An 18,990-nucleotide genomic window follows, 5' to 3' on the forward strand; every position below is an offset into this window, starting at 1 on the left:
CGGTCACTTGTGACCGTTTTTATTTACATTAAATACTTGCGCTACTTTCATTAATATATACAGCTGCTTTTGCTTTTGAAGATACCACTTTGTAAAATGAACTTTCTTTGGAAAAGACGGCTTTTTCATGAGCTTTTGTTCCTCTTTTTTCGTTAAAAACCACTCTTCTCTCTTCTTTTCATGATGTCTAATAGCCGGATACACCTTTCGAAGAGCAGGTGTACGGCAGCTGGTTTTATTCACAAAATACTGCTCATAATCGTATCTCGAACCCGTATGCTTTGTTTTCAAAGAAAATTCATAAAACAAGGGATAATACTTTTCATGAAATAATAAAGCCGCTAATTTCTTCCCCAAATCAATCCGATTATTTACTTTTGTAAAATCATGAACAGAACAACCGTATAATTCCCCTTTTGTAGTAGGAAAAAGGACGGAACTAAAGTGGAATATATCTTGAAAAAAAAACAGCGTACTTTTAAACACTCTATCTTGATAAAAAGGCTGTTCAATAACGGGCTGTTGAATAACATGCTGCTCATTCACAATTAACGCATGAATAAGCTGCAGTTCACAAGGTCTGTGCATAAATTGTCTCCACTTCTCTTCGATAAAAGATGAAACATTTAAATAGGGAAGTAAATGAACGTAAGAGACATGTTTTTTACGTGAAACAGCATACAATAGTAATTGCGGGAAGACATCTTTAAAAATAAGCCAATTTGCTCTTTCATACGTCAAAAATAATAAATCGCGCGTTTGCTTTGATAACGCTTTTTTCATGTTTTCCCCTTGCAAATCACACATATTCCATCCTGCGTTTCGTGACACCATACTTGCGAGAAATGCCCACTTTACTTCAGGATATCTATGATAAAAAGTTGCATAAGCCTGGGTTCTTGATATATTATCAATATTCAGCTTGTCTGTGGTTTTTTTAATCGCCGTCAACAGCGCTTGTTCCGAACTATTGAGTGACATCTCTTCATCTTCTTTCATCTATTTTTATTTGTAGGATTTGGTATAATAGAATTTGTTTGTTTAATAGATTTACACTAAAGGAGTGATGGTTATGATTCGCTATCCTAACGGAAAGGCCTATAAGCCATTGAATACCAGCAGTCCTTCCCCTAAAAAGCTAGAAGCTAGCTATAGCAATCGTGGTATGACGCTGGAGGACGATTTAAACGAAACAAACGAATACTATGTTTCAAAAGGAATAGCCATTGTTCACAAAAAACCAACCCCTGTTCAAATTGTAAAAGTAGACTATCCGAAGAGAAGTGCCGCTGTTATTAAAGAAGCTTATTTTAAACAGGCTTCTACTACAGACTATAATGGAGTCTATAAAGGAAAACACCTTGACTTTGAAGCAAAAGAAACGAGAAATAAAACCTCATTTCCGCTGCGTAATTTTCATGAACATCAAATTGAACATATGAAGCAAATTGTGAAACAAAACGGGATTTGTTTCGTTATATTAATGTTCTCTACTTTACAAGAAATATACTTGTTCGAAGCACAGTTCCTTTTTCCTTATTGGGATGCCATGAAAAAAGATGGACGAAAATCAATCCCTAAGGCAGATATTGAAAAAAAAGGACATTTCATCGAACTTGGTTACCATCCGAGAATCGATTACATAAAAACTATAGATAAATTATACTTTTAAGAGTATGATATATATGTTTACGGAAATCATTCTCTTACAATGCGTTGAAAGGTAGGAGTTTTTATGTCAGATAATTATCGCTCTCGTGAAGAACGACGAAGAGCTTTGAATGACAACAAACCAGAAGGTAAATCTCAAGGAAAACCGAAAAAGAAGAAAAAAGGAGGCCTATTTCGTAAAATTGTTGCCGCAGTTTTACTGATAGGAATCATAGGGCTCATTGCCGGAGTCGGAACTTTTTTTGCTATGATAAGCGATGCTCCAAAAGTTGATGACTCGGTATTAAAAAACTCTTTTTCATCTAAAGTATATGCAAACGATGGAAAGACAGTTGTAAAAGAAATTGGAGCTCAAAAACGTACATATGTGCAATACGATGAAATCCCTCAAGTCGTCAAAAACGCATTTATCGCTACGGAAGACGTTCGTTTTTATAAACATCATGGCGTCGACTTTTACCGAATTGGCGGAGCATTAATGGCGAACTTTAAAAACGGCTTCGGTGCTGAGGGCGGTAGTACGATTACTCAGCAAGTGGTAAAGAATTCGTTCTTATCACCAAAGAAGACGGTTAAACGTAAAGTACAAGAAATGTGGTTAGCTTACCAGCTTGAGCGTAAATATTCCAAGCAACAAATTCTTGAAATGTATTTAAACAAAATATATTTCGCATCAGGTGAAGTATACGGTATTGAACGAGCAGCTGAGAAATTTTACGGAGTTAAAAGCGTAAAAGATTTAACTCTTGATGAAGCTGCTATGTTGGCAGGCTTACCAAAAGCGCCAACTACTTATAACCCAGTTACAAACCCAGAGAATGCTACTAAACGCCGTAACACAGTATTAAACTTAATGGCTAAGAACGGCTTTATTACACAAGCCGAGGCAGACAAAGCAAAACAAGTAGATGTACAAGCTCACTTAGCTAAACAAACTGAATCAACATCTAAGTACGATGTATTTATTGATCAAGTAATCGAAGAAGTAAAAAAGAAAACAGACGCAGATCCATTTTCTGCGGGCTTAGAAATTTATACAACGCTTGACACTAATGCTCAGGACTATGTGGATGATGTGATGAATAACAAAGTAGTCAACTTCCCGAATGATAAATTCCAAGCAGGTCTTGTCGTTGTAGATAATGAAACAGGCGGTATTCAAGCAATTGGAGGCGGACGTAATCGTGTGTCAGGCGGCTTAAACTTTGCAACAAATATGAGACGCCAGCCCGGCTCAACCATTAAACCGATCTTAGATTACGGCCCAGCGATTGAGAACTTAAAGTGGTCCACTGGACAACCGATAAAAGATGAAGAATATCATTATTCAAACGGCACGCCAATCCGAAATTTCGGACGCAATTATAAAGGGTGGGTTTCAGCGCGTGAAGCTTTAGGACGCTCACTGAACATCCCTGCTTTAAAAGCGTTTCAAGCAACCGGGGCAGACAAAGCAAAAGAGTTTGCTACGGGCCTTGGGCTAAAATTAGACGAAGAAGACGGCGAAGCTTATTCTGAATCTTATTCTATCGGAGGCTTCCGTACAGGTGTTACACCGCTACAAATGGCTGGAGCCTATAGCGCTTTTGCAAATGAAGGTATGTACAATGCACCTCATACAGTGACAAAGGTAAAATTCCCAGATGGAACAGAAATTGATTTAACACCAAAATCAAAACGCGCAATGCAAGATTACACGGCATTTATGATGACGGACATGATGAAATCTGTTGTAAACGAGTCATATGGTACAGCTCGTGCTGTTCGTACACCTGGATTAGAAATTGCGGGTAAAACCGGAACTTCAAACTTTAGTGCTGACGAGAAAAAACGATACAACATTCCAGACGCTGGTGAAAAAGACGTTTGGTTTAATGGGTTTACGCCAAACTATACGATTTCCGTATGGACAGGCTATGAAACTGCTAAAGACGGCTATATTTTAAGTCCTAATGAAACAGGCATGGCAAAAAATATCTTTAAGCATGTTATTACTCATATTTCTGAAGGCAAACCTAAAGGAAGTTTCAAGCAGCCGGACAGCGTAGTTGAACGTTCCGTGGAAAAACCAACGGGCAAAGACTTAAAACGCCCAAGCGGCTCTACTCCTTCGAGCTTAATTACTAAAGAATACTTTGTACGCGGTACTGCACCGACAAAAGTATCTCAAACGTTTGTGAAGAAAGAAAAAGAAAAAGAAGAAAAGAAAGAAGATAAAAAAGAGGACAAAAAAGAGAAAAAAGATAATAAAGATGTGAAGCCAAAAATTACTGCTTCGTATAGCGGAGGAGCAATTTCAGTTAACTGGTCAGCGTCAAACGCAGCCAGTGATACGACCTTTACAGTCACAATGTCATCTCCTAACGGTTCTGAACAACTCGCATCTGGCGCAGGAGCCGGTGGAAAAACAATTTCCAACCCAGCACCAGGCGCAACGTATAGTTTCACCGTAACAACAAATACGGGCGAAAGCGCTAGTTCTTCTGTAAAAGTCCCTGATTCATCAGATCAAGCTACCGAAGATGATTCTACTAAGCCTGAAGATGACGGAACAACGGACGATAATCAAAATGAAGACAATAGCAACACTGATCAAAACAACGGCTCTGATCAAGGGGACGATTCATCTACTCAGCCGGATGATAACCAAAACAACAATAATGGCAGCAATAACGGCGGTAACAATAGCGGCAATACCGATAATAACAATAATAACAATAATGATAGCGGCAATGCTAACGATGGTAACAGCGGCAACAACAGTAATAACGGAGGCACAACAACTCCTCCAGCAGACAACGGTGGAAGTGACTCAGGAAGTCAGACACCACCAACAACCCCTGCTACACCATCGACGCCGTCAACACCTGCTACACCGCAGCAAGAGCCAACAACTGAAAATTAACGTAGCAGTAAAAAGCCCCTACACGTGTAGGGGCTTTATTTCTTGTGAAGAATAAGCATTTTTGCATACTGCTTACGTAGCTCATTAAATAACTCTGTCAGCTGAATATACGCTTGATAAGAAGAAACTCGCTGCAGCAAAAACATAAGTCTCTCAGCACAGTTAATAGGCTTATAGGTTAGGTCCGCTATATCTTCTTGCAGCCGATTTAAACGCCGAACGGGCTGTCCGTTAATCCAAAACAGTAAACTAATATACATAGCAGCAGCTTGTTTCATACAAGGGGCTGCTTCTTTTGCTTTTCGCAGAGAAAAAAGCGTATACAGTTCTTCCCTTTGAGTTTCCCACTTTTCAAAAAATGGCCGTATGTTCTTTTGAACATCCCTCCAAGGTGTTTTCGTTTCTTTATGTACATCGTATAAAATATCATAAGCAAAATAATTTTTTCCACCCACTTCAAGAATCCGGTCTTCTTTTGAATAGAATGGTTCGCATATGAAATGTGACGGCACTTCAATCGGTAACATCTGTCTTCTTCTCTCTTCCTTTCATTCGTTTCTTTCCTTCTCGGCAAAGATCAAGGAGCGGGCAGACATGACATTGAGGAGACTGTGCTTTACAGTGATAGCGTCCAAAAAAGATAAGTCGATGATGCGTGACTGACCATTCATCTTTCGGAACTTTTCTCATTAGCGTTTTTTCTACTTCCAAAACAGAATCTTTCCACCTGCAAATCCCAAGGCGTTTACTTACACGTTCTACATGCGTATCTACTGCTATTGACGGTACTCCAAAAGCTACGGATACAACAACATTAGCCGTCTTACGCCCTACTCCTGGAAGATTGGTCAGCTCATCACGATCTGTTGGAACTTCTCCTCCATACTCATCAATGAGCATACGGCAGAGCTTTTGAATATTTTTAGCTTTGTTTCTATATAAGCCGATTGATCTAATATCTTGCTGCAGCTCTTCTAACGAAACGGCTAAATAGTCTTCAGGCGTTTGATATTTTTTGAATAAATCCGCTGTTACGCGGTTGACTAGAGCATCTGTGCACTGAGCAGATAGCGCCACAGCAATGACTAAATCAAAGGGATTCCGATGATTTAACTCACAGTGGGCGTCAGGAAACATTTCCGCCATAGCATCTAGGCACTGTCTGATTTGTTTTAACGTTAACATACTAGTTCTCCTTCTCCTTACAGGTAGTTCCCTCCTATTTTACAATAGGGTTCCTGTCAAATGCTACTTTTGTCCATATTCTTTTAAAAAAGCTGCTTCAAGATTCAATTACTTGGATCTTGAAGCAGCTTTTTATCCTGTCATTGCTCTAGCCAGTTAAAAAAAGGAATGGCTGATGTAGACTGAGAAGGGTTAACAGAAGATAGTTTTTTGGGCTGTTGATTTTGACGAAATTTTTGGCTATGCTTGCGGGCTTGATCAATGGTCTGAATACCATTTTTCTTCCATTCAAATAAAATCCGATCAATATACCGGAAGTTTAATTTTCCAGACATCACCGACTCTCTTAGTGCCGCTTTAATAATAATGGGATCATGATGATCTTGATCAATCCACATCGCTAGCGTTTCGCATTCAAACGGAGACAATGCTCTGCCGAACTCTTTTTCAAACATTGTATATAAATTAAGCTCTTCTTGTTCTTCTTCACTTTTTTCTACTTCTCTTGTTTCTTGCATCATATGATGAATAAGCTTTTCCCAAAGCGGTTTTAATGAATAACGTTCACAAATAAGGGCGTTTTGCTGTTGATCTTGCTCAATAGATAAAAAGCCGCGCTGAATTAATGCTCGCAGCGTATCCATACAGACAGCACTTGAAATACTCATTTTTGCCGCCAATTCGTTAGGTGTCGGGAAACCTTCACCGCCTTCAATGGAAACATAAATATGCATTAACGTCATGAATTCCGTTTCGTTCATTCCCAAATCGCTATAGTGATTAAACAGCAGCTTCGGAATTGAAACTGTGCCTTGTTCAAACCATTCAATTAACGTTTCTTTTTTCATATCCGAACACCTCAGTAGTTAGTATATCATGAAGTTTATAGTCAAAGTAATAATTATTCGAAGCTAAAAAAGCTTCTATGTAAAACTTTCCGCTGAAACCGTACCATTGCTCTGCACATATAAAATATATACGAACGATGACTTCCTTCCAAGAATATTACACTAACTTATTTTTTCGAGAATTGCAACTCCCTTTTAAGTTAGGCTCTTTTCTATGTTTGCCTTTGTTTCCTTATGATATAAGTAAAAGCCTCGTTTTTCTTTTCTTTTTATAATTCATAAAAAAAGCTAAAAAAGTATCCTGACTACAAGAGTCAGAATACTTTTTTCACTTCCTTACGGGTATAGACGGTTTAATAAGCGTGGGAATGGAATCGTTTCACGAACGTGTTCTACGCCGCTAATCCATGCTACCGTACGCTCAAGGCCTAAACCAAATCCTGAATGTGGAACTGAGCCATACTTACGAAGCTCTAAATACCACTTATACGTTTCAGTATCTAATTTGTGCTCTTCTACACGCTGAGCTAAAAGCTCTTGATCATGAATACGTTCAGAGCCTCCAATGATTTCTCCGTAGCCTTCTGGTGCGATTAAATCTGCGCATAATACTAAGTCTTCATTTGTTGGATCTGGCTGCATATAAAATGGTTTTAATGACGTTGGATAGTGTGTAATGAATACCGGCTTGTCATAGCTTTCTGCGATAGCCGTTTCATGCGGTGCTCCAAAGTCATCTCCCCACTGAATGTCTGTAAATCCTTTTTCATGTAAGAATTTAAGAGCGTCATCGTACGAAATACGAGGGAATGGCGCTTTAATTTGTTCTAACTTAGATGTATCACGGCCTAGTACATTTAACTCTAACTTACAGTTTGTTAAAACAGACTGTACGACATGAGACACATACTCTTCCTGTACTTTCAAGTTATCTTCGAATTGGTAGAAAGCCATCTCTGGTTCAATCATCCAAAACTCAATTAAATGACGGCGTGTTTTAGATTTTTCAGCACGGAACGTTGGACCGAATGAAAATACTTTTCCAAGCGCCATTGCCGCTGCTTCCATATAAAGCTGTCCACTTTGAGAAAGATATGCATCTTCGTCAAAATATTTCGTGTGGAATAATTCTGTTGTTCCTTCAGGAGCACTTCCTGTTAGGATTGGCGGATCTACTTTTGTAAACCCGTTTTCGTTAAAGAATTCATACGTTGCACGAATAATTTCGTTACGAACCTTCATAACAGCATGTTGACGTTTAGAACGCAGCCATAAATGACGGTTATCCATTAAGAACTCTGTTCCATGTTCTTTTGGCGTAATTGGATAATCAACAGCTTCATGAATAACTTCAAGGCTTGTAACTGTTAATTCATAGCCAAACGGTGAGCGCTCATCTTCACGTACTACACCTGTTACATATAGTGATGATTCTTGCGTCATAGATTTAGCTAATTTAAAAGTTTCTTCTTCTACTTCAGCTTTTACAACTACCCCTTGCATAAATCCTGATCCATCGCGCAGCTGTAAAAAGGCAATTTTACCACTTGAACGTTTATTCGCTAACCAAGCACCAATTGTTACTTCTTTTCCTACATGCTTGCTTGCTTCTGAAATCGTAATTTTCACGATTAATATCCCTCCAAAAAACTTACATTTCGTAATTATGTATGCCATCCTATTATACATTTCGACAAACATAATAACAAGTAACAAACCAAAAGAGCCTTCTAACACGTGTGATTTGTGCTAAAAGGCTCTTTTGTTTCTACCTATTGTTACTTTTTTATTTCATGTGACGAGTCATGAATGATTGAATTCGTTCCAATGCCTTTTCTAGCAAATCTAGTGATGTAGCATAAGAAAGACGTACGTTTTCTGGTGAACCGAATCCTGATCCAGGCACTAGCGCTACCTTCTCTTCTTCTAAAATAGCTTCTACCCATGCATCAACTGTATCAAAACCAGTTAACTTTGCAGCTTCAATTGCATTAGGGAATAAGTAGAAAGCACCCTGTGGTTTTAAGCATGAGAATCCTGGAATATTAATCAGCTTTTCATGAATTACGTTTAGACGCTCTTCAAAAGCTTGTCGCATCATTTCCACCGGCTCCTGAGTGCCGTTATAAGCAGCAATTGTTGCATATTGAGCAATAGATGTTGGATTTGACGTGCTGTGACTCGCTAGGTTTGTCATCGCTTTAATAACTGTAGCATCACCAGCTGCATATCCAATGCGCCAGCCCGTCATGGAATGTGACTTAGAAACACCGTTAATGATAATTGTTTTTTCTTTTAACGCTGGTGAAAGCTGTGCAATCGATACATGTTCATTTTGACCATATACAAGCTTTTCATAAATTTCATCTGATACGATAAAAATATCGTGCTTCAAGCAAACTTCTCCTAAAGCTTGAAGCTCTTCTCTTGTGTAAATCATACCTGTTGGGTTGCTTGGTGAATTGATAATAACAGCTTTGGTTTTAGCAGTAATAGCCGCTTCTAATTGTTCAGGTGTGATTTTAAATTCGTTATTTTCAGAACCTTCAACGAATACTGGTGTACCTTCTGCTAACTTTACTTGCTCAGGATAACTCACCCAGTAAGGAGTTGGGATAATCACTTCGTCACCTTCGTCTAACAGAACTTGAAATAACGTATACAGTGCGTGCTTAGCACCTGTACAAACAATAATTTCAGAAGGTGAATACGTCAGGCCTTGGTCGCGTTTGAATTTTTCAATTACCGCTTCTTTTAATGGTGCAAGGCCGCCTGCTGGCGTATATTTTGTCTGACCATCATTCATTGCTGTAACAGCCGCTTCTAAAATGTGCTGCGGCGTATTAAAATCAGGTTCCCCTGCTCCAAGTCCAATCACATCATGACCAGCCGCTTTCAATTCTTTCGCTTTTGCTGTAATCGCTAATGTTGATGATGGCGTTAATGCTGATACACGTTTTGCTAACTTCACTAAAATCTCCCCCTATGAACTAAAGCTATAATCAGCCCGCGAGCTGATTATAGATAAAAAATTGGCTTCATTTTCATAAAGCGCTGAAACCTTATATTATGACACATATGGTATTTCATATGGTATAAACGATTTATGATTGAGATAAGCTGTATCGTTTTATAAATTCACCGCTAGAGAAATCAAGATAATAGTATGTTAAATGTTTTTTATCTTTATCCACATATGTTACTTCCCACAGCGGCTTTTTATTTTCAATGCCTAGGCGCACCGACTTAATTTCCTGCGGGTTTTTATCATTTTTCACAATGGAAATGGCTTTCTCTTTTGTGATCCCGCTGCTTGCTTTCTTTAAAACAGCTGTTTGCTTTTTGCTTTTAGGCATCCAAGCAATTACCTTTTGATTGCTTCGGTTTGTACCTTCTACTACATAAAATGCATGATTGCCGAAATATGGCTGGGTGCTTGTGACAGATTTCAAATTAAATTCTTTTTTTGCTTGGGATGCTGCTTTTTCCTCAGCAGACTGAACATCCTTCACGGACGAGTGATAAATGCTAAAAGAAATGCCTCCGATAATTAAAAGCACAGCAGCTACCGCTACAATAATTAACTTTTTCATAAAATCCCTACTTATGTACGATAAATTGTAAATACAGCTTTGCTTTGATCTTCTTCATCTAACGCTAATCCGAACATCAAATCTTGCTTTTTCAACGTGCGATTCAAACTATCAACAATTTTATATAAATCCGAGGAATTTTCCACGCGGACAGTTGATAATACTTCAATCCTACTTTCCATTGTAAACCTCCTAGCTCGTCTATCACGACGCAAAAATGACGATATTCGTATTATAACAGGTATCAAAAACCATCGTCATCTTTTTCACTCATCAATCCCGTCTGTACGTTTTGCGTAAAAACCGAATAAATAAGTAAACATATATAATATTATAAGGAATTTACCTCTTTTTGCAAAAGGAAATTTGTTTATTTTGCAGAAAATTTCATCACATCATAGGATTTTAGCGACATTTTAATAGAGTAAGCGCTCCCCTCTCTTACGTCATATAATTCAATCCATTGAGCTGTTAAATTTGAAAGCAGTCGAGGGGAATAGGAACGGCCTGGTTTCGTAAAAGAAACGGCAAGCTGTGTATCTAATTGCTTCAAAAATGCATTCGAAAAAAACGTTCCCTCTCCAAAATCAGGAATTTTCAATACATCTACATGGGTAAGAGGAATACGTAAAAACTTTTCTTCTACTTCATCTGAGCTGCTCATTGCATATAGAATCCGATGTTCTCCGATCGTAAATAATAGATCCATAGCCGCTATTTTTTGCTTCGATGCATGCAAGACATCAACGTGTATATTATTTGTTAACTGAAATAAATCATTTTCTTTCCACTTCTCTGTTTGAAATTCCGCCTGGTACTGAGCGGGGACAATAATACGCTCTATATGATAATCATTCACAGCTCGCTGAACATTTGAATCATAGTACTTTTGCTGTTTCGTAATCACTAATTGGTTGATTTTTTTCACTTTATATCGCTTCAACCACTTCTTCAGCTCGGGATAGGAAGATGCATTCCCGGTATTTATCAAAATAGTCTCACCGCTTCCGTCTTGAATCAGACTCGCTTCTCCAGCTGAAAGAGGTAAAAAGGTGATCACTACTTCATCAGCTTGTAAACCAAAATCTACGTTTTTAATGACGGCTGCTGAAACCGAGCAGTTCATAAAACTAAAAAACAGTACGGCGCTTATTAATATTTTAATCATACAATGTCCTCATTTGCTTATCATAGTATATTACTATCGTCTCTCAAGTGAAGAAACAGTATGCATAAAAAAAGACTTAAGCGTATGCTCAAGTCTTTTCATTCCACCATTCTTTGTAGTCCAGTAAGATATTCGAAAACGTTTTTTGAACAACCTGGACTTTTGGAAGTGAGTGAAGGAAATGGTACCCATATGCTGTTCGCGTAATACGATTATCAAAAATAAATATAGCTCCTCGGTCACTTTTCGAACGAATCAACCGTCCAAATCCTTGTTTAAAACGGATAACGGCCTGAGGAAGTGAATAATTCATAAAAGGACTTTTTCCTTCTTTTTTCATCTGCTCAAATTTAGCTGTCAGCAAAGGTTGATTTGGAGATGAAAAAGGAAGTCTGACAATTACGAGACATGATAATAAATCTCCTGGCAGATCAATTCCTTCCCAAAGGCTGTTTGTACCTAATAGAATGGAATGCTCAAACTGGCTGAAGTCCTTTAGCAGTCTATTACGATTTCTAGTTGTGACTCCTTGACCGAGCAGTACAAACTCTTCAAGATCGTTTAACTCTTTTAAATAACCATACGTAGCTTTCAGCATGTCATATGAAGTAAAAAGCACCAGCATACGACCATTTGTTACTTTAGCTACGTCAAGAATACTTTCTGCCATCATAGCGCTATACTCATATAATGATACTTCGTTAACAGCAGGCATATCTTGAGGAATATAGACTCTAGCTTGCTTCTCATAATCAAACTCAGAAGGGAGAATGAGTTGAGCAGGCTGAAAGTCATATAACCCTAGCTCTTGAATTAAATAATCAAATGTTCCATTCACCGTCAATGTAGCCGATGTTAAAATAACGCTTTGTTTCTTGGCGAAAAATTCATCAGCCAGCGTATCGGCAATGGAAGTAGGCTGACTATAGATATACGTAGCATTCGCTGCTCCTTTTGGTTCAATCTCAAACCACGTTACGTGATGACTCTGCTGTTTGAACAAAAGCTTTTCTATTTGCTGAGATATGTGTTCAAATCCTTTAACAGCCGTTTGAAATTCATGAAGAGACGACTGTTCATTTTTTGTGACTTTGTCATATAGTTCGTCAAAGGAATGTCTTGCCCCATCATTCCATGTAAAAAGATCGTGAATTAAAAAACGAATGCGCGACGCTGCTTCTTGAATAGCCGTCCAGTAATGCCCATGCTCTTTTTCCACTTTATATCGATAGCTGCTTCTTCCAATCTCGCCCTGCTGATTGCCGATTCTTTTTTGGACAAAAGAATGAATCAAACGAAATAAGTCATCGCACTCAGAATGGAGCTGCACAAACAGGTTTTGAAGAAATTCAGTGTTAAGCTCGATGCTATACTTTACAAACGTATGATGAATTTTTTTTAACAGCCCTTTGTCTTGAATGGTTCCGATTCGGTTTAATAGCGCATGAACCGCAAAATAATCTAAGCGCTCCCCCAGCTCTTCTCCAGCAATGTCTTCTAAGTGATGAGCCTCGTCAATAATAATCTGTTCATACTCAGGCAGCAGCTCATGATTACTCATCACATCCATCAACAGCAAGCGATGATTTGTCACTACTATATGGGCATTTTGCGCTCTGTTCTGCGCTCGTTCATAAAAAGAATAAAGTTTCCAAGGATGCTTAAAGTCACTCGGAGACGGATTGCTTTCATTTAGCTGTTCCCAAAAAAGTTTGCCGCCAGAAGGCAGGTTGATTTCATCGCTATCGCCCGTTTCCGTTTCCGTCAGCCAAATAAGCAGCTTCGCTTTTGTAAGAATTGCATCGTAATTATTATTGCGCTCTTTTAAGAGCTGAATAAATTTTCTTATACTAATGTAGTGTTCTCTTCCTTTTAAAACAGCTGCCGTAACAGGAAACGGAACAATCTTTTCTAGAATGGGCACATCTTTTTCGATGATTTGCTGCTGAAGCGTTACCGTGTTAGTTGAGATAATAACTGGGCGGTGATGAACAGAAGCATAAAACACGGCAGGAACTAAATAAGCGTAGGTTTTACCAATACCGGTCCCGGCTTCAATTAAAGCATGCTCATTACCTGCAAAGCACTCTTGTACAAAGTTCATCATCTCCCACTGCCCTTTTCGTTCTTCAAACAATGGCAGAGCCTGATGGAACAGCTTTTGCTTTTCAGTTTCAAATATTTCGTAAGTATGAGAGTGCTGCTTTTCATTAGCTGAATGCGGCTGATATTTGTTTAGCGCAATGCCATGTATAAATTCATAAGAATCATCCTCGGCATAGCTTTTATCATCTATAACTTGTTGAATCAGTTCTCCAATTTCACTTTTAAAGTGCAAGCTTAGCGCATACAGCTGCTTTAAGGTTGTTAGAGGTAGCTTCTTTAATTTTTCAATTAGTAACAGTAAAATGCGTGCCGTTACTTCTGCATCACTATCTGCTTGATGAGGGTTTTCATGTTCAATATGTAAATACTCAGCTAATTGGCTAAGTTTGTACCCATCAACTGTAGGCAGCAGAATCCGGGCCAGTTCGACGGTATCTACGGTTGAATTATAAAGCGTCTCCTCTCCGCACTGATAGAGTTCTTCTTGTAAAAAAGTTAAATCAAATGCCACATTATGCGCAACAAAATAAGCATCATCTAGCAATTCTATAATTTTAGGTGAAATTTCTTCAAATAAAGGCGCATCTTTCACCATATCATTTTGAATGTTAGTTAGTTGTGTAATAAAAGGCGGAATATCCATACCAGGATTTAAAAAACTAGAAAAACGTTCAACAATATTGCCGTCTTCTACTATGACAGCAGCAAATTGAATCATTTTATCTCCTTGTTTTGGAGAATGTCCCGTCGTTTCAAGATCTACCACAACAAAGCGTTTATTCACGGTCAACACCTCGCAAGTCTGTCTTTTTATAGTATAAAGTGAAAGCCTGCTCTATATGCTTTAAAAGCGCAACTCCTTCTCGTAAAAACAGAGAGGCTTTCATACATAGAGTTTTACTTTAGTGTGTATAGAGGTTTATACCGTTCACTTACTAGCGTATGTATTCAAATAAAAATCCCCCTCATAAAGGGGGACTGTTCTTATAGAATTGTACCAGCTGGTTCTTGTTTAAGCAATTGTTGGATTTTATTCTGCTCATTCATAATCGCTACGGTTGGATGATGGTGGGCTACTTCTTCATTTGCCACGAGCGCATAAGAGATAATGATGATAATATCTCCAGGCTGCACAAGTCTTGCAGCAGCTCCATTTAAACAAACTACGCCGCTCCCGCGTTCGCCGGGAATCACGTAAGTTTCCAAGCGAGCTCCGTTATTATTGTTTACAATTTGGACTTTTTCGTTTGCTGCTATTCCTACTGCGTCGATGATATCTTCATCAATGGTGATACTGCCAACATAATTTAAGTTGGCTTCAGTTACATGAGCTCTGTGTATTTTAGCGTTCATCATCGTGCGAAACATTTAGTTATCCCCCTGTACGTCTACAATTACATTATCAATCAAACGTGCTTTAGAGAATTGAACAGCTAAAGCAATAATGATTTTGCCAGCGGCTTGTTTAATCGGTTTTAGCTTTGGATACGTATAAACCTCGATATAATCCACTTTACCGCTCGTATATTGCTCAATTTCTTTTCGAATGGTCTGTTTAATAATTTCTACGTGCTTCTCTCCGCTTTCAAGCAGCTGCAGAGCGCTTTGTAAACTCTTAAATAAAACAGGTGCCTCTTCTCTTTCTTTTTCTGTTAAATATACGTTACGAGAACTTTTAGCTAAGCCATCTGCTTCTCTCACCGTATCTACTGGTCTAAGCTCCACTGGGAAATTAAAGTCTTCAATTAAGCTATCTACTACAGCAACTTGCTGTGCATCTTTTTTACCAAAGTATGCACGATCTGGTGTTACAATGTGAAAAAGCTTTGTTAGTACCGTGGCTACTCCGTCAAAATGGCCGGGACGCTTCTGTCCACACAATACGTCTACACGATCTGTCACGGTTATAGCAACTGAATGGCTTGACTTATACATTTCCTCTACTGAAGGATAAAATAAATAGTCGACGTTAGCTTCTTTTGCCACGCGCTCATCGCGCTCAAAATCTCTTGGATACGTATCAAAATCTTCATTCGGCCCAAATTGAGTCGGGTTCACAAAAATACTTAGCGCCACTACTTCATTTTCTGTGCGGGCTGCTCCAAGTAAAGTAGCATGGCCTTCATGCAAATAGCCCATCGTCGGGACAAATCCAATTGAACGTCCAAGCTGCTTTTCTTTTTTCATCTCCTGCTGCATGTCTTTAATTGTTGTAATGACTTTCATCTTATTTTCCTCCGTACAGTGCCGTTAACTGCTCTTCTTTCATTGAAAAAGTATGTGCTTCTTTCGGAAACTCTCTTTTTTTCACTTCACTTACATATTGAGAAAGCCCCTGTAAAATAGGCTCATTTATTTTCGCAAATGACTGAACGAATTTTGGCACACGCTCTACTCCGTACGTTAATACATCGTGGTATACAAGTACTTGACCATCCGTATCAGCTCCTGCTCCAATTCCGATTGTTGGAATGCTCAAGCGTTCAGCTACTTGTTTTGCTACTTGTTTAGGAACACATTCTAATACAACAGCAATAGCTCCCGCCTGCTCACACTTGATCGCGTCTTGGATTAGCTGTTTAGCTTCTTTTGCTTCTTTTCCCTGCACTTTATAACCGCCCAGGACACCGACAGACTGAGGAGTTAACCCGAGATGTGCCACAACCGGAATACCAGCTTGCGTCAATTCTGAAATTGTATAAAGAACATCCTTTGCACCTTCTACTTTTAAAGCATGAGCTCCGCTTTCCTGCATAATGCGAGCAGCATTTTTCATCGTGTCTTCTTTCGACACGTGATAGGACATAAATGGCATGTCGGTGACGATAAATGTATCAGCAGCTCCTCTTTTAACCGCTTTTGTATGATGAATCATATCATCTACCGTTACAGGAATCGTAGAGTCATATCCTAAAACGACCATTCCTAGAGAATCGCCTACTAAAATCATGTCTACGCCTGCTTCCTCAGCGTACTTAGCTGACGGATAATCGTAGGCAGTCAGCATCACAATTGGTTCATTGTGCTGTTTCATACGTAAAAAATCTAATTTTGTTTTCACTAACTTTCTCCTCCTTCTCAGAGGAGATGAGCGCACGTCTGCACACAAAAAGTCCTTCTACCTATAAAAGGAAGAAGGACTTTGACAGACTTCATCTATAAAAAGCACACTTTACCTAATGTGCTTACCTACGCGTCATCCCTCTGTCCTAGTCCTTAATGGATCAAGGCAGATTTATTATCGTATTTAAAATAAAAAAACGAGTATCAAGTGAAGTTCTTGCGATACTACCTTGATACTCGTATTATAATAAAAATTTCTTTATTTTTCTACTATTTTTTAGCAGAGAGCTCAATATCTGCAGAATGAATTCGGTGTATAACTCCTTCATCATCTTCAATTAATAGAACGCCTTCATCTGTTATACCTTTTGCAAAGCCTTCAATGTTGGCTGTCATCGTGCGTGCTATAATTCGCTTGCCAATACTGATCGCATACGTTTCCCAAAGAACTTTAATTAAACCAAAGCCATTTTTTAAGTATTCTTCGTAAAGGGTTTCTAACTTTAAGAAAAACGCTTGCATCAAAGCCGCACGATTAATTTCTTCACCTTTTTCAATACGTAAAGATGTGGCAATATGTTTGATTTGTTCATTAAAATCCGTTTCCTGCTGATTCACATTGATGCCGATTCCAATGATGACTGAGTGAATCCGGTCAAAATCAGCCTGCATTTCTGTTAAAATCCCAACTAGCTTCTTCCCATTTAATAAAACGTCATTAGGCCATTTAATGTCTGGAGAAAGGTTCGTCACTTCTTGAATGGCCTGTACAACAGCCACTGCTGATAGTAGAGTCAGCTGAGGAGCCTGCTGCGGAGGGATAGAAGGACGCAGTATAATACTCATCCAGGCACCAGTATATTTTGGGGAATACCAAGCTCTATCAAGTCTTCCTCTCCCTGCCGTTTGCTCTTCAGCAACTACGACCGTTCCTTCTTTTGCTCCTTCTTGAGCGATTCGATGAGCAATTTTCTGAGTAGAATGCACGCTTTCCTCATAATGAATATACTGACCGATTTTTGTTGTTTGGAGCCCTAATAAAAGCTCGTTGCTGCTTACTTTGTTCGGCTTCCCTACAATGCGATAGCCTTTTTTACGAACAGCTTCAAGTTCATAGCCGTCTTTTCGCAGCTCTTCGATATGCTTCCATACAGCTGTTCTTGAACAGCCTAATAAATCGCTGATCTTTTGGCCGGAGACATAGTCCCCATCTGCGTTCGTAAACATTTCAAGCAGCGTTCTTCTTATATCTGACTGCAAGACTGCACCCACTTTCTTATTGAAGATTTCGTGTTCATTAACTCATTGTATAGAACTTTCTCCTCAATTTCTTTTAACAGTTGAGACACCCATGGACCACCCTTTTTACCTGTCCACACTAAAAGATCTTGACCATTTATATCTAAATCTTTTAAAGAATGAATAGGCAGCTCGCTATAGATGTAAAGAAGCTCATGTTCATTCATATGCTCATTGCTTCGAAGAAGTTGTAAAATACGATTCACGCTTACGCTGGCCTGCTCTCCAATTGTATACATGATGCGTTTTGACCATCCATTTTCCAAAACGTCTCGAAGGCCAATAGACTGAAGCTGAATATCTTTAATTTGCTTATTAGATAATTTCCAGCTTTTAAAAAATGCCTGCTTGTCTTGAATATCGAGTAGATGTACCAGAAGTGTCCATGACTCCGATACTCGCTGAAGCATCATCCAATCGTGTGCACAAACAGACCGGAATTTTTGCGGATCTACATTCAATTGGGGCAAGTAGCGATACAGCTCCGTATCTGCTACAAGTGCTAATGCTAAAGACGGACGCTTTCCGCTCAGCATTTTTTCGAATTCAACTGTAATGCGTTCAATAGAAACATGCCTCAGCAGTTCACCGTATTGCTGAATGGCTCTTTTAGTTTGATCAGACAGCGAAAACGCCAGCTGACTGACAAAGCGAACGGCTCTCATCATACGAAGAGCATCTTCATGAAAGCGTTCTTTAGCATTTCCGACAGTGCGAATCAGCTGATTTCGCAAATCTTCTCTTCCATTAAATGGATCAATGATTTCTCCTTTTGCATTCATAGCCATTGCATTGATTGTAAAATCGCGACGCTGCAAATCTTCTATCAGAGACGAAATAAACGTAACGGACGAGGGACGACGAAAATCATCATATTCTCCCTCAGAGCGAAAAGTGGTTACCTCATAGGTCTCGTTCTCATGGACAACGACAACCGTACCATGCTCGATTCCTACATGAATCGTCTTAGGAAAGAGTTCCATCACTTGTTCAGGCCTAGCCGACGTAGCGATATCAATATCTCCAATCGTGCGATTTAAAATGAGATCCCTGACCGCTCCTCCAACAAAATACGCTTCGTAACCGGCTGTCTCCAGTTTTTCAATAATATAAAGCGGATGAATGAACGGTTCTTTCATAACTTCCTCCATT

At 39.0% G+C, this 18,990-nt stretch carries 17 protein-coding genes; 2 read left to right on the forward strand and 15 right to left on the reverse strand.

Annotation, left to right across the window (positions count from 1 at the left end; translation table 11 throughout):
* Positions 1-3: 3 nt before the first annotated feature.
* Positions 4-999 carry a DUF2515 family protein gene (locus AC0KUU_RS13280; protein WP_162213868.1) on the reverse strand — a complete coding sequence of 332 codons (996 nt, stop codon included), beginning with the start codon at positions 997-999 and terminating at the stop codon, positions 4-6.
* A 73-nt stretch (positions 1,000-1,072) separates the two neighbouring features.
* On the opposite strand from AC0KUU_RS13280, the gene recU reads away from it, so the two are divergent.
* Together recU and AC0KUU_RS13290 are read left to right on the forward strand one after the other, a co-directional pair.
* Positions 1,073-1,672 (forward strand): Holliday junction resolvase RecU, encoded by a 600-nt coding sequence (recU, locus tag AC0KUU_RS13285; RefSeq protein WP_014460963.1) that lies wholly within the window; start codon positions 1,073-1,075, stop codon positions 1,670-1,672.
* A 63-nt stretch (positions 1,673-1,735) separates the two neighbouring features.
* Positions 1,736-4,576, forward strand: a complete 2,841-nt coding sequence (locus AC0KUU_RS13290; RefSeq protein ID WP_322551881.1) for a transglycosylase domain-containing protein — start codon at positions 1,736-1,738, stop codon at positions 4,574-4,576.
* Positions 4,577-4,611: 35 nt separating this feature from the next.
* On the opposite strand, the gene AC0KUU_RS13295 is transcribed toward AC0KUU_RS13290, so the two are convergent.
* From AC0KUU_RS13295 to AC0KUU_RS13360, 14 genes are all read right to left on the reverse strand, one after another.
* Positions 4,612-5,103: a YpoC family protein gene (locus AC0KUU_RS13295; protein ID WP_016763461.1), complete on the reverse strand. Its 492-nt coding sequence runs from the start codon at positions 5,101-5,103 to the stop codon at positions 4,612-4,614.
* Positions 5,090-5,761, reverse strand: coding sequence for an endonuclease III (gene nth / locus AC0KUU_RS13300; protein ID WP_043979488.1), 672 nt, complete (start codon positions 5,759-5,761; stop codon positions 5,090-5,092). The genes AC0KUU_RS13295 and nth overlap by 14 nt, the downstream gene beginning before the upstream one ends.
* Before the next feature lie 140 nt (positions 5,762-5,901).
* On the reverse strand, positions 5,902-6,609 hold the full coding sequence (locus AC0KUU_RS13305) for a DnaD domain-containing protein (RefSeq protein WP_016763459.1): 708 nt from the start codon (positions 6,607-6,609) through the stop codon (positions 5,902-5,904).
* 336 nt (positions 6,610-6,945) lie between these two features.
* Positions 6,946-8,238 (reverse strand): asparagine--tRNA ligase, encoded by a 1,293-nt coding sequence (gene asnS, locus AC0KUU_RS13310; RefSeq protein ID WP_322551880.1) that lies wholly within the window; start codon positions 8,236-8,238, stop codon positions 6,946-6,948.
* Positions 8,239-8,395: 157 nt separating this feature from the next.
* Entirely contained in the window at positions 8,396-9,580 is a 1,185-nt protein-coding gene (locus tag AC0KUU_RS13315) for a pyridoxal phosphate-dependent aminotransferase (protein WP_013082327.1), read from the reverse strand.
* A gap of 133 nt (positions 9,581-9,713) precedes the next feature.
* The gene (locus AC0KUU_RS13320) at positions 9,714-10,202 is read right to left on the reverse strand and encodes a cell wall elongation regulator TseB-like domain-containing protein (RefSeq protein ID WP_013056103.1); all 489 of its coding nucleotides are present in this window, start codon (positions 10,200-10,202) and stop codon (positions 9,714-9,716) included.
* A gap of 11 nt (positions 10,203-10,213) precedes the next feature.
* Entirely contained in the window at positions 10,214-10,384 is a 171-nt protein-coding gene (locus AC0KUU_RS13325) for a YpmA family protein (protein WP_013056102.1), read from the reverse strand.
* A 188-nt stretch (positions 10,385-10,572) separates the two neighbouring features.
* On the reverse strand, positions 10,573-11,370 hold the full coding sequence (locus AC0KUU_RS13330) for a ComEC/Rec2 family competence protein (RefSeq protein ID WP_322551879.1): 798 nt from the start codon (positions 11,368-11,370) through the stop codon (positions 10,573-10,575).
* Between the two features lie 88 nt (positions 11,371-11,458).
* The gene (gene dinG, locus AC0KUU_RS13335) at positions 11,459-14,260 is read right to left on the reverse strand and encodes an ATP-dependent DNA helicase DinG (RefSeq protein WP_230184587.1); all 2,802 of its coding nucleotides are present in this window, start codon (positions 14,258-14,260) and stop codon (positions 11,459-11,461) included.
* A 200-nt stretch (positions 14,261-14,460) separates the two neighbouring features.
* Positions 14,461-14,844, reverse strand: a complete 384-nt coding sequence (gene panD, locus AC0KUU_RS13340; RefSeq protein ID WP_013056099.1) for an aspartate 1-decarboxylase — start codon at positions 14,842-14,844, stop codon at positions 14,461-14,463.
* Positions 14,845-15,702, reverse strand: a complete 858-nt coding sequence (gene panC, locus AC0KUU_RS13345) for a pantoate--beta-alanine ligase (RefSeq protein WP_097823979.1) — start codon at positions 15,700-15,702, stop codon at positions 14,845-14,847.
* A 1-nt stretch (position 15,703) separates the two neighbouring features.
* Positions 15,704-16,537 (reverse strand): 3-methyl-2-oxobutanoate hydroxymethyltransferase, encoded by an 834-nt coding sequence (gene panB, locus AC0KUU_RS13350; RefSeq protein ID WP_043979506.1) that lies wholly within the window; start codon positions 16,535-16,537, stop codon positions 15,704-15,706.
* Between the two features lie 272 nt (positions 16,538-16,809).
* A complete protein-coding gene (locus AC0KUU_RS13355; protein WP_013056096.1) occupies positions 16,810-17,799 on the reverse strand; it encodes a bifunctional biotin--[acetyl-CoA-carboxylase] synthetase/biotin operon repressor in 990 nt (329 codons plus the stop codon).
* The gene (locus tag AC0KUU_RS13360) at positions 17,784-18,977 is read right to left on the reverse strand and encodes a CCA tRNA nucleotidyltransferase (RefSeq protein WP_028407961.1); all 1,194 of its coding nucleotides are present in this window, start codon (positions 18,975-18,977) and stop codon (positions 17,784-17,786) included. Before AC0KUU_RS13360 ends, AC0KUU_RS13355 begins: the two co-directional genes overlap by 16 nt.
* Between the last annotated feature and the right edge of the window lie 13 nt (positions 18,978-18,990).

The sequence above is a fragment of the Priestia sp. ST2 genome (assembly GCF_055810735.1).

Bases quoted from the DNA above. Each gene is read 5' to 3' on its own strand.
- AC0KUU_RS13280 (WP_162213868.1), bottom strand. From the start codon at position 999: ATGAAAGAAGATGAAGAGATGTCACTCAATAGTTCGGAACAAGCGCTG.
- recU (WP_014460963.1), top strand. From the start codon at position 1,073: ATGATTCGCTATCCTAACGGAAAGGCCTATAAGCCATTGAATACCAGC.
- AC0KUU_RS13290 (WP_322551881.1), top strand. From the start codon at position 1,736: ATGTCAGATAATTATCGCTCTCGTGAAGAACGACGAAGAGCTTTGAAT.
- AC0KUU_RS13295 (WP_016763461.1), bottom strand. From the start codon at position 5,103: ATGTTACCGATTGAAGTGCCGTCACATTTCATATGCGAACCATTCTAT.
- nth (WP_043979488.1), bottom strand. From the start codon at position 5,761: ATGTTAACGTTAAAACAAATCAGACAGTGCCTAGATGCTATGGCGGAA.
- AC0KUU_RS13305 (WP_016763459.1), bottom strand. From the start codon at position 6,609: ATGAAAAAAGAAACGTTAATTGAATGGTTTGAACAAGGCACAGTTTCA.
- AC0KUU_RS13320 (WP_013056103.1), bottom strand. From the start codon at position 10,202: ATGAAAAAGTTAATTATTGTAGCGGTAGCTGCTGTGCTTTTAATTATC.
- AC0KUU_RS13325 (WP_013056102.1), bottom strand. From the start codon at position 10,384: ATGGAAAGTAGGATTGAAGTATTATCAACTGTCCGCGTGGAAAATTCC.
- AC0KUU_RS13330 (WP_322551879.1), bottom strand. From the start codon at position 11,370: ATGATTAAAATATTAATAAGCGCCGTACTGTTTTTTAGTTTTATGAAC.
- panD (WP_013056099.1), bottom strand. From the start codon at position 14,844: ATGTTTCGCACGATGATGAACGCTAAAATACACAGAGCTCATGTAACT.
- panC (WP_097823979.1), bottom strand. From the start codon at position 15,702: ATGAAAGTCATTACAACAATTAAAGACATGCAGCAGGAGATGAAAAAA.
- AC0KUU_RS13360 (WP_028407961.1), bottom strand. From the start codon at position 18,977: ATGAAAGAACCGTTCATTCATCCGCTTTATATTATTGAAAAACTGGAG.